Genomic DNA, 9,481 nt, shown 5'->3' with positions numbered 1-9,481 from the left:
CCTCGGGATAGTCATTGATCCCGACCAGCAGCGCGCGCCGCTGCTTGCGCCGCTTCGCCGCCGCCGCGCGGGTGCGCACGGTCGGCGCCGATCCGAACGCCTTGGCCCCGACGGCCGTGGCGCCGAGCGGGCGCCAGACGTTCTCGATGGTGTTGCGGTGCCTGAAGTAGCTGGCCGCCGCATGGTCGCCGACGCCCTCGTCGTCGAACGGGGTTTCGGTCTGGTTGAAGTTCGGCGCGCGCCAGTTGCGGATCGGCGCGGTGAAGACGTCGTCGTGCTCGTTGTAGAGGTGGTGCCAGAAGGCGACGCCCAGCTCCTGCACCCGGCCGTTGGTGGTGTTGCGGATCACGAACGGGTTGTTGATCTGCGAGCCGAAGGTCACGTAGGTCGCCCGCTTCAGGATCTGGGCGATCTCCGGGTCTTTGGCGTCCGGGTGGGTGAAGGCGTTGTAGGTCACCAGCGAGCCCAGGCTGTGGGCCAGAATGACGTTGGGGCGGTGGGTGCGGATCGCCTCTAGCAGGCGGTCGCGGCTCTGCTGGCGGAAGCCGTCATCCTCCACCCAGGCGACGACGTAGCCGGCCGTCCAGCGGATCTTCTCCGAGAGGTCGCCCATCACGCCCTTGTGGCGGCGGAACACCGAGCCGATCCCACTCACCGTCAGTTTGGCCGCTGCCACGGCGGTCTCGGCGAAGGAGATGTCCACCTGCTCGAAGATGTCGTCGTAGGTGAGGAACTCGTAGTCCAGCGTCACGCCCGGGACCGGGAAGACGGAGTCGATCGCCTCAGGCCATTTGGTCTTCCAGTCGGACGCGCGGTGATCCCCGAGGCCGTGGACGCACAGCACCTTCAGCTTCTTGTTGGGCATCGCATCCTCCGCGGCAGCGGTTAGAGAAAGGTCTCCAGCTTCGTCTCGATGACCGCCTGGCACACCGTGCAGAACGGCGCTGTGACGACTCGCATCTTGCAGATGGCTGTGGGTCGGAAGACGCCGCAATGGCGGTACTTGCCACCCTCGAACACACCGACGCCGGCCGGACCCTGCGCCTGCGAGGGCTGTGAGCAGTCGCCGTTGACGTGGGCTTCGGCCTCGGGTCGCTGAGCGCCGGGGCCGCGTCGACGAACTCGTGGCTCTGAACGGTCGCGCCGGTCGCGCTATAGGCGACGGTAAGCCTAAGGGTTTTTTGTTTCTGCGCCATGGCGCTCCCCCCGAAGCGATGGGAGACAAGCTCTCACACTCGCCACGAGGTTGAACGATGCCGCCATACACCCGCCACTGTCCAGGTGAAATGCGGTGTGCCGGCTGCCCGAAATGGCTAGCCCGTCAGGCGCCCAGCAGCCTCGCCGCCCGCGGCGCGAAGTAGGTGATGATGCCGGCGCAGCCGGCGCGCTTGAAGGCGGTGAGGCTCTCCAGGATGGCGCGCTCTTCGTCCAGCCAGCCGTTCTGGGCGGCGGCCATGATCATCGCGTATTCGCCGCTGACCTGGAACGCGAAGGTCGGCATGCGGAAGGTCTCGACCAGGCGGCGGGCGATGTCGAGGTACGGCATCCCCGGCTTGACCATGACCATGTCGGCGCCTTCGGCGATGTCGAGGGCCACCTCACGCAGGGCCTCCTCGGTGTTGGCGGGGTCCATCTGATAGGTCTTCTTGTCGCCCGGATTGTCGACCGTCCCCGTGCCCAGCTTCCCGGAGCCGATCGCCTCCCGGTAGGGGCCGTAGAAGGCCGAGGCGTACTTGGCTGCGTACGACATGATCATCACGTCCTGGCGCCCTGCGCCTTCCAGCGCCTGGCGCAGCGCGCCGACCCTGCCGTCCATCATATCGGAGGGGGCCAGGATGTCCGCCCCGGCGGCGGCCTGCATCAGGCCCTGCTCGACGAGCCGCTCGATGGTGGCGTCGTTGAGGATCTTGCCGGCCTCGATGATCCCGTCGTGGCCGTGGTCGGTGAACGGGTCGAGGGCCACGTCGCACATGATCCCGACCTCGGGGGCGGCGTCCTTCATCGCCTTGACGGCGCGGGCGACGACGTTGTCCGGGTCGAACGCCAGCCGGCCGCCGGCGTCCTTCTTGGCCCCGTCGATGTGCGGAAAAACGGCGATGGCGGGGATGCCCAGCGCCCGGGCCTGACGGGCCGCCTCGGCGCAGCCGGCCACCGACAGCCGCGAGACGCCGGGCATAGAGCCCACCGGAACCTCGCCGTCGCCCTCGTGCACCACCATCGACCAGATGAAGTCGGCCGGCGTCAGCACGCTCTCGCGCACCAGGTCGCGGATCCAGGGCGCCTGGCGCAGCCGGCGCAGGCGCAGGGCGGGGTACGGGGCGAGGGGCGGCACGGTCATGGCCGGGCTGTGGCGCCGCCGGGCCCGGCTGGCAAGTGCGTTGACAGCGCGAGCGGCTCAGGGAAGGTCCGCCGCATGAGCGACGTTCGGGCCCAACGCCCTTTCAACATCTTCGACCTGTCCGGACGGGCGAGCCGGCTGGAGTTCACCATCGTGCTGGCCGCCTGGCTGGCCGTATTCCTCATCTACCGCGGCGTGGACCCGCGAGACCTGACAATCCCGATCATCGTCGGCGTCGCGGCCTCGGCGCCGCTGATCCTCACGGGCATCCGCCGCCTCCACGACCGGGACCAGTCGGGCTGGTGGATGCTGCTGAGCTTCGTGCCGCTGATCGGGGTCGTCTTCCTGGTCTTCCTCGCGGCCGGATCGCCGGACGAGCGGGTGAACCGCTTCGGCCCGCCAGCCCGGCTGCTGCCGGCCAGGGCGTAGCGGCCATGGATTTCGAGCTCTCAGAGGAGCAGCGTGCGATCCAGGAGGCCGCAAGCGCCTTCGCGGCGGCGGAGCTGGCGCCGCACTCGGCGCGGTGGGATGCGGAGAAGCACTTCCCGGTGGACGTGCTGCGCAAGGCGGCCGAGCTGGGGTTCGCTGGCATCTACACTTCGGAGGAGACGGGCGGGGCGGGGCTGTCGCGGCTCGATGCGGCGATCATCTTCGAGGCGCTGGCCTACGGCGACGTGCCGGTCACCGCCTATCTGACCATCCACAACATGGCGACCTGGATGGTCGACCGGTTCGGCTCGGCCGAGCTGCGCCGCAAGTACGTGCCGCGCCTGACGTCGATGGAGCTGATCGCCTCCTACTGCCTGACTGAGCCCGGGTCGGGGTCGGACGCGGCGGCCCTGCGCACCACCGCCCGGCGCGACGGCGAGAGCTACGTGCTGGACGGCTCCAAGGCCTTCATCTCGGGCGGGGGCGTGTCCGACATCTATGTGGTGATGGCGCGCACCGGCGAGCCGGGCGCCAAGGGCGTCTCCTGCTTCGTAGTGGAGAAGGACAGCCCCGGCCTCACGTTCGGCGCGCAGGAGCGGAAGATGGGTTGGAACGCCCAGCCGACCGCCCAGGTGAACTTCGACGGGGTGCGCGTGCCCGCCGAGAACCGGGTCGGCGCCGAGGGCGAGGGCTTCCGGTTCGCGATGATGGGGCTGGACGGCGGGCGGCTGAACATCGCCGCCTGTTCGCTCGGCGGGGCTGGCTTCGCCCTCGATACGGCCAAGACTTACATGGAGCAGCGCCAGCAGTTCGGCCGGCCGCTGAAGGACTTCCAGGCCCTGCAGTTCAAGATCGCCGACATGGCGACCGAGTTGGAGGCGGCCCGGCTGATGGTCCGGCGCGCGGCGGCGGCGCTGGATGCGCGCGACCCAGCGGCGACCAAGCTCTGCGCTATGGCCAAGCGGTTCGCCACGGACGCCGGCTTCTCCGTCGCCAACGAGGCGCTGCAGCTGCACGGCGGCTACGGCTACCTGCAGGACTACCCCCTGGAGCGCATCGTCCGCGACCTGCGCGTCCACCAGATCCTGGAAGGCACCAACGAGATCATGCGGGTGATCATCTCAAGGGAGATGTTCCGGCAGTGACTGATTTGGACCACCAAGACCATCAAGGGGCTCCGTAACCGAGACTGGTTCGCTGAGGCCGACATGAATGGTCACGGCGCTTCGCGCGGCTCTCTTGGTGGTCCTGGTGGTCTTGGTGGTCGAAACCACCCCCTAGGCGAGCGCCTGCCGCATCGCCTCCGCAGTCGCCGCGTCGGCGGGGAGGAAGGTCTCCAGCGCCAGTTCGGAGAGGGTGATGTCGACCGGGGTCCCGAAGACCGTGGTGGTGCTGAAGAAGGAGAGCACGCCGGCGTCGGTGAGCAGCTGGAAGGGCACGGCGACGCCGCCGAAGTCCTGCGGGCGGCGGTCCGGCGCGGGCGGGACGGGGTAGCGTTTCAGCTCCTCCATCAGTTCGATGAGGCCGGTGTCGGCGGTCTGGCCAATCTCCCGGCGCAGGCGCTCCAGCAGGTGGCCGCGCCACTCGGAGAGGTTGGCGGTGCGGACCGCCAGGCCTTTAGGGTGCAGGGCCACGCGCAGCACGTTGACCGGCGGCTCCAGCAGGGCCGGATCGACACCCTGCAGCATCAGGGGCACGGCCCGGTTCCCGGCCACCAGGTTCCAGCGCCGGTCTACGAGGATCGCCGGATAGGGCTCGTGACCAGCCAGGATCAGGTCCAGCGCGCGGCGGGCGGGCTCCAGGCCCGGATCGTCCAGGGGGCGCTCAGGAAACATCGGCGCGAACCCGGCGGCGACCAGCATGGCGTTGCGCTCGCGCAAGGGCACCTCGAGCTGCTCGGCGAGGAGGAGCAGCATCTCGCGGCTGGGCTGGGAGCGCCCGGTCTCGATGAAGCTCAGGTGCCGGGTCGAGATCTCGGCCTCCAGCGCCAGGTCCATTTGGCTCATCCGCCGGCGCTGGCGCCACTCGCGCAGGTGATCGCCCAGCGGCCTGACATGCACATTCATCGGGTCGTCCTTGCTCGTCGGCCATGCGTAGCGCGGCCTTGCCGGTAAGGAGAAGGGCCCGCCGGTCGCGGGGAGGAGCGGCCGGCGGGCAGGGCGAACTCAGGCCGGAACCCGGTCGAGGAAGCCGATGACCTGGCGCACGCGCCCGTCCTCCAGCAGCACCACGTCGGAGCCCTGGATGGGAGCCTGGGCGCCGTCGGGCCCGAGCTCCCAGCTGAAGCGGACCTTGTCGGCGTATCCGTCGGGCGCGCCAACCAGCCGGAAGCGGAAGCCGGGGAAGCGCTCCTGGACGCCGGCGACGAGGGCGTCCATGCCGGCGTGGCCGTCAACCGCGGCGATGGGATCGACGTAGCTGGCGGTCGGCGACCAGCTCTGCTCCAGGAGGCTGCGGCGGCGCTGCGGATCGGTCTCGTTCCACAGCTCGATGTAGCGGTTGGCGACGAGGATGGGATCGGTCATGGCGGGTCTCCATTTCTGTGCGAGACCCATGCTGCCGAAGCCGCGCGTGCGGTGCGATTACGCCTCAGGTAATGGAAGTGAACGGAGGCCCAATGGACCCGGAAGTCCTGATCCGAACCGAAGGCCAGGTGGGCCGGATCACCCTCAACCGACCGCAGGCGCTGCACGCCCTGACAACCGCCATGTGCCTGGAGATGATCGAGGCGCTGTCGGCCTGGCGTGCGGATCCGGCCATCGTGCTGGTGATGATCGACCACGCCGGCGAGCGCGGCTTCTGCGCCGGCGGCGACATCCGGGCGCTGGTCGACAGCCTGGCAGAGAGCGGGAAGGCGGCCGAGGCCTTCTTCTTCACGGAGTACCAGCTCGATCACCTGATCTTCAGCTACCCCAAGCCGGTGCTGGCGATCATGGACGGGGTGGTGATGGGCGGCGGCGCGGGCATCTCGCTGCCGGCCGCCTTCCGGGTGGCCACGGAGCGCACCCGCTTCGCCATGCCGGAGACCGGGATTGGCCTCTTCCCGGACGTGGGCGCCTGCTGGCGGCTCTCCCGGATGCCCGATCACGCCGGCGCCTGGCTGGCGCTGACTGGCGCGCGGATCGGCCCTGCGGATTGCGAACTGCTGGGTGTCGTGACCGACTTCGTCGAGGCGGCGAAGCTGGAGGCCTTCAAGGCGGCCGTGCTCGCCGAGCCGGTCAAGGTGGAGACGATCCTCACCGAGTTCGAGGGCGAGGCCGGCCGACCGGCTTTCGCCGCCCATCAGGACGCGATCCGGCGGCTGTTCGGCGCGCCGAGCCTGGAGGCGCTGGTCGCCGGCCTCGCGGCGGACCGCTCGGACTGGGCCCGCGAGCAGCTGGAGATCATCCGGTCCAAGTCGCCGCTCTCCACGGCCGTCGCCTTCCGCCAGCTGCAGGCCGCAGCCGGCATCGACGACTTCGCGCAACTGATGGAGATGGAGTACCGCATCGCCCTCCGGCTGATCCGACGCCCCGACTTCTCCGAAGGGGTGCGGGCGGTGATCCTCGACAAGGATCAGCAGCCACGCTGGAGCCCGTCGAGCCTGGCCGAGGTGACCGTCGCGATGATCGACGAAGTGTTCGCTCCGCTGCCGCCGGAGAAGGCCTGGACGCCTCTGCCTTGACGGCTGGCGCGGCCGGGCGCGCTATGCCGCCAGAGAAAACTGGAGGAGGCGCACACATGTCTCGCAAGCTGTTCCTGGCCGCCGCAGCGGCGACCTTCCTGATGGCGGCGCCCGCCGCGACGCTGGCCCAGAGCCCGCCCCCGCATGTCGCCGCGGCCCTCGCCGACGCAAATCGCCCGGCCGCCGAGAAGGAGCGGGACGCGATCCGCAAGCCGGCCGAGATGCTGGCCTTCGCCGAGGTGAAGCCCGGCCAGAAGGTGATGGATCTGATCCCCGGCGGCGGTTACTTCACCCGCATCTTCTCCAAGGCGGTCGGACCGAACGGCAAGGTCTACGCCGCGACCTCGGGCCCCTACGCCAAGCAGATCGAGCCGGTCGCCAAGGATCCGACCTACGCCAACGTCCAGGTCGTCCAGCCGCCGGTTCTCGCCAAGCTGCCTGAGCCGGTGGACCTGATCTTCACCGCCCAGAACTACCACGACCTGCACCTGGCGCAGTTGAAGCTGGACGTGGGGGCCTTCAACAAGGCGCTGTTCGACGCCTTGAAGCCCGGCGGCCTGCTGGTCGTCGTCGACCACACCGCCATCGCCGGCGCGCCGATTTCAGTGGCCGACAGCCTGCACCGGATCGATCCGGCCATCGCCCGCAAGGAGCTGGAGGCGGCGGGCTTCCAATTCGTCGCCGAGAGCGACGCCCTGCGGAACCCGGCCGACCCGAAGACCGGCAACGTCTTCGATCCCTCGATCCGCGGCAAGACCGACCAGTTCGTCTTCAAGTTCCGCAAGCCGGGCTAAGGCGCTTTTTCCCTCCCCTTCATGGGGAGGGTGGACGCGGGGCGTAGCCCCGCGGATGGGTGGGGACGTGTCGAACTTCCCGAGCGCTGGGGATGGCCGAACCTTCCCCACCCGACCCTCGCTGCGCTCGGGCCACCCTCCCCTTGAAGGGGAGGGAAGGAGTTTTGCATGCGCATCGCGTTCATCGGCCTCGGCAACATGGGCGGCGGGATGGCCGCCAACCAAACGAAGGCGGGGCATGACGTCCTGGCCTTCGACCTGTCGGCAGAGGCGGTCGAGCGGGCGGCGGAGGCCGGCTGCCGGCCTGCGGTTTCGGTGGCCGAGGCGGTCCGGGATGTAGACGCCGTCATCACCATGCTGCCAGCCGGGCCGCACGTGCGGCAGGTCTACGGCGAGGACGTGCTGCCCAACGTTCGGGACGGGACCCTGCTGATCGACTGTTCGACGATCGACGTGGAGAGCGCCCGGGCGGTGGCGGCACAGGCCAAGGAGAGGCGCTTCGCCTTCGCCGATGCGCCGGTCTCCGGTGGCGTGGCCGCGGCCGCAGCCGGCACGCTGGCCTTCATGGTCGGCTGCGATGAGGCGGACTTCGCCGCCGTCGAGGCGGCGCTGACGCCGATGGCCCGGGCGGTGATCCGGGCCGGCGACCACGGGGCGGGGCAGGCGGCGAAGATCTGCAACAACATGGTGCTGGGCGCCTCGATGATCGCCGTCTGCGAGGCCTTCGCCCTGGCCGAACGGCTGGGGCTGGCGCCAGAGCGGTTCTTCGAGATCGCCTCCAAGTCCTCCGGCCAGTGCTGGAGCCTCACCAGCTATTGCCCCTGGCCGGGGCCGGTGGAGGCGGCGCCTTCAAACAGGGGCTACGAAGGCGGCTTCACGGTCGCCATGATGCTGAAGGATCTCAAGCTCGCGCAGGAGGCCGCCGCCCGGGCGGGCGCGGCGACGCCGTTGGGGGCCCAGGCTGAAGGGCTCTATGCCCTGTTCGACCGGTTGGGCTACGGGAACAAGGACTTCTCCGCGATCCTGCAGCTGGTCCGCGGACAGCTCTCCGAACTGGCGTGATTTCGCGAAGAACAGGCGCCGTTTGACGCAGATCAGGGCCTCGCGGGGGCCTGTCCGGTGGACATTCGCCGTACACGGCGCCAAATAGCCGGGAGTCAGGGGAACCGTTGCGGTCCTGGCGTTTCGGCCCGCGACGGGGGGAGTTCGAGGTGATGGACTACAAGGCCGCCTTCAACAACGCGCTGGACCGCGTCCACGAAGAAGGTCGCTATCGGGTCTTCATCGACCTGAAGCGCCACCGCGGCGACTTCCCCGTGGCGACCTGGACGCGCGACGACGGCACGACGGCCGACGTCACCGTCTGGTGCTCGAACGACTACCTCGGCCAAGGGCAGAACCCGATCGTTCTGGACGCCATGCACAAGGCCATCGAGGAGGCCGGCGCCGGCTCCGGCGGCACCCGCAACATCTCCGGCACCACCCACTACCATGTCGAGCTGGAGCGCGAGCTCGCCGACTGGCACGGCAAGGAAGCGGCGCTGCTGTTCACCTCGGGCTACGTCTCCAACGAGGCGACGCTGTCCACCCTCTACAAGATCCTGCCCGGGCTGATCGTCTTCTCCGACGAGCTGAACCACAACTCGATGATCTCCGGCATCCGCGCCGGGTCCCGCGAGCAGCGCAAGGTGTTCCGCCACAACGACCTGGCCCACCTGGAAGAGCTGCTGGCAGCCGCGCCCGAAGGCGCGCCCAAGCTGATCGCCTTCGAGAGCGTCTATTCGATGGACGGCGACATCGCCGACATTCCGGCGATCGTGAAGCTTGCCAAGCAGTACGGCGCCCTGACCTACATCGACGAAGTCCACGCGGTCGGCATGTACGGCAACCGGGGCGGCGGGGTCGCCGAGCGCGACGGCGCGATGGCCGACATCGACATCATCGAGGCGACCTTGGCCAAGGCCGTGGGCGTGATGGGCGGCTACATTGCGGCCGACGCTGTGATCGTCGACGCCATCCGCTCCTACGCCGACGGCTTCATCTTCACGACCTCGCTGCCTCCTGCGCTGGCGGCCGGCGCCCTGACTTCCATCCGCTGGCTGAAGCAGCACGACGAGATCCGCGAACGCCACCAGGAGCGCGCCGCGACCCTGAAGGCGCGCATGCGCAAGGCCGGACTGCCGGTGATGGACTCTTCGGTCAGCCACATCGTGCCGCTGCTGGTGGGCGATCCGGTCCACTGCAAGCTGATCAGCG

At 69.3% G+C, this 9,481-nt stretch carries 10 protein-coding genes and 1 pseudogene; 6 read left to right on the top strand and 5 right to left on the bottom strand.

Annotation, left to right across the window (positions count from 1 at the left end):
• From VHK87_RS10120 to hemB, 3 genes and pseudogenes are all read right to left on the bottom strand, one after another.
• Nucleotides 1–865, bottom strand: an 865-nt coding sequence (locus tag VHK87_RS10120) for a hypothetical protein (protein WP_329634774.1), incomplete at its 3' end; no start/stop codon positions are given.
• 20 nt (nt 866–885) lie between these two features.
• Nucleotides 886–1,050: pseudogene (locus tag VHK87_RS19485) on the bottom strand (M64 family metallopeptidase); the annotation flags it as partial.
• 271 nt (nt 1,051–1,321) lie between these two features.
• Nucleotides 1,322–2,338: a porphobilinogen synthase gene (hemB, locus tag VHK87_RS10115; RefSeq protein ID WP_329634773.1), complete on the bottom strand. Its 1,017-nt coding sequence runs from the start codon at nt 2,336–2,338 to the stop codon at nt 1,322–1,324.
• A 75-nt stretch (nt 2,339–2,413) separates the two neighbouring features.
• Here hemB and VHK87_RS10110 point away from each other — a divergent pair, with 75 nt between their 5' ends.
• Together VHK87_RS10110 and VHK87_RS10105 are read left to right on the top strand one after the other, a co-directional pair.
• Complete coding sequence (locus VHK87_RS10110; protein ID WP_329634772.1) at nt 2,414–2,767, top strand: DUF805 domain-containing protein; 354 nt, start codon at nt 2,414–2,416, stop codon at nt 2,765–2,767.
• A 5-nt stretch (nt 2,768–2,772) separates the two neighbouring features.
• A complete protein-coding gene (locus VHK87_RS10105) occupies nt 2,773–3,912 on the top strand; it encodes an acyl-CoA dehydrogenase family protein (RefSeq protein WP_329634771.1) in 1,140 nt (379 codons plus the stop codon).
• 132 nt (nt 3,913–4,044) lie between these two features.
• Here the strand turns inward: VHK87_RS10105 and VHK87_RS10100 are convergent, their stop codons facing one another.
• Both VHK87_RS10100 and VHK87_RS10095 read right to left on the bottom strand, forming a co-directional pair.
• A complete protein-coding gene (locus VHK87_RS10100) occupies nt 4,045–4,833 on the bottom strand; it encodes a helix-turn-helix transcriptional regulator (protein ID WP_329634770.1) in 789 nt (262 codons plus the stop codon).
• A gap of 99 nt (nt 4,834–4,932) precedes the next feature.
• On the bottom strand, nt 4,933–5,292 hold the full coding sequence (locus tag VHK87_RS10095; RefSeq protein WP_329634769.1) for a nuclear transport factor 2 family protein: 360 nt from the start codon (nt 5,290–5,292) through the stop codon (nt 4,933–4,935).
• Nucleotides 5,293–5,384: 92 nt separating this feature from the next.
• Here VHK87_RS10095 and VHK87_RS10090 point away from each other — a divergent pair, with 92 nt between their 5' ends.
• From VHK87_RS10090 to hemA, 4 genes are all read left to right on the top strand, one after another.
• Nucleotides 5,385–6,431, top strand: coding sequence for an enoyl-CoA hydratase/isomerase family protein (locus tag VHK87_RS10090; RefSeq protein WP_329634768.1), 1,047 nt, complete (start codon nt 5,385–5,387; stop codon nt 6,429–6,431).
• A 56-nt stretch (nt 6,432–6,487) separates the two neighbouring features.
• The gene (locus tag VHK87_RS10085) at nt 6,488–7,225 is read left to right on the top strand and encodes a methyltransferase (RefSeq protein ID WP_329634767.1); all 738 of its coding nucleotides are present in this window, start codon (nt 6,488–6,490) and stop codon (nt 7,223–7,225) included.
• Between the two features lie 168 nt (nt 7,226–7,393).
• Complete coding sequence (mmsB, locus tag VHK87_RS10080) at nt 7,394–8,287, top strand: 3-hydroxyisobutyrate dehydrogenase (protein ID WP_329634766.1); 894 nt, start codon at nt 7,394–7,396, stop codon at nt 8,285–8,287.
• A 152-nt stretch (nt 8,288–8,439) separates the two neighbouring features.
• On the top strand, nt 8,440–9,481 hold a 1,042-nt coding region (hemA, locus tag VHK87_RS10075; protein WP_329634765.1), incomplete at its 3' end, for a 5-aminolevulinate synthase.

Origin of the sequence: Phenylobacterium sp. (assembly GCF_036263695.1) — a bacterium.
Taxonomy (GTDB): domain Bacteria; phylum Pseudomonadota; class Alphaproteobacteria; order Caulobacterales; family Caulobacteraceae; genus Phenylobacterium.
This window is presented reverse-complemented; position numbering and strand designations above follow the sequence as displayed.

Coding starts and splice junctions, on each gene's coding strand:
- VHK87_RS10105 (WP_329634771.1), top strand. CDS start 2,773: ATGGATTTCGAGCTCTCAGAGGAGCAGCGTGCGATCCAGGAGGCCGCA.
- VHK87_RS10100 (WP_329634770.1), bottom strand. CDS start 4,833: ATGAATGTGCATGTCAGGCCGCTGGGCGATCACCTGCGCGAGTGGCGC.
- hemB (WP_329634773.1), bottom strand. CDS start 2,338: ATGACCGTGCCGCCCCTCGCCCCGTACCCCGCCCTGCGCCTGCGCCGG.
- VHK87_RS10095 (WP_329634769.1), bottom strand. CDS start 5,292: ATGACCGATCCCATCCTCGTCGCCAACCGCTACATCGAGCTGTGGAAC.
- mmsB (WP_329634766.1), top strand. CDS start 7,394: ATGCGCATCGCGTTCATCGGCCTCGGCAACATGGGCGGCGGGATGGCC.
- VHK87_RS10110 (WP_329634772.1), top strand. CDS start 2,414: ATGAGCGACGTTCGGGCCCAACGCCCTTTCAACATCTTCGACCTGTCC.
- VHK87_RS10090 (WP_329634768.1), top strand. CDS start 5,385: ATGGACCCGGAAGTCCTGATCCGAACCGAAGGCCAGGTGGGCCGGATC.
- VHK87_RS10085 (WP_329634767.1), top strand. CDS start 6,488: ATGTCTCGCAAGCTGTTCCTGGCCGCCGCAGCGGCGACCTTCCTGATG.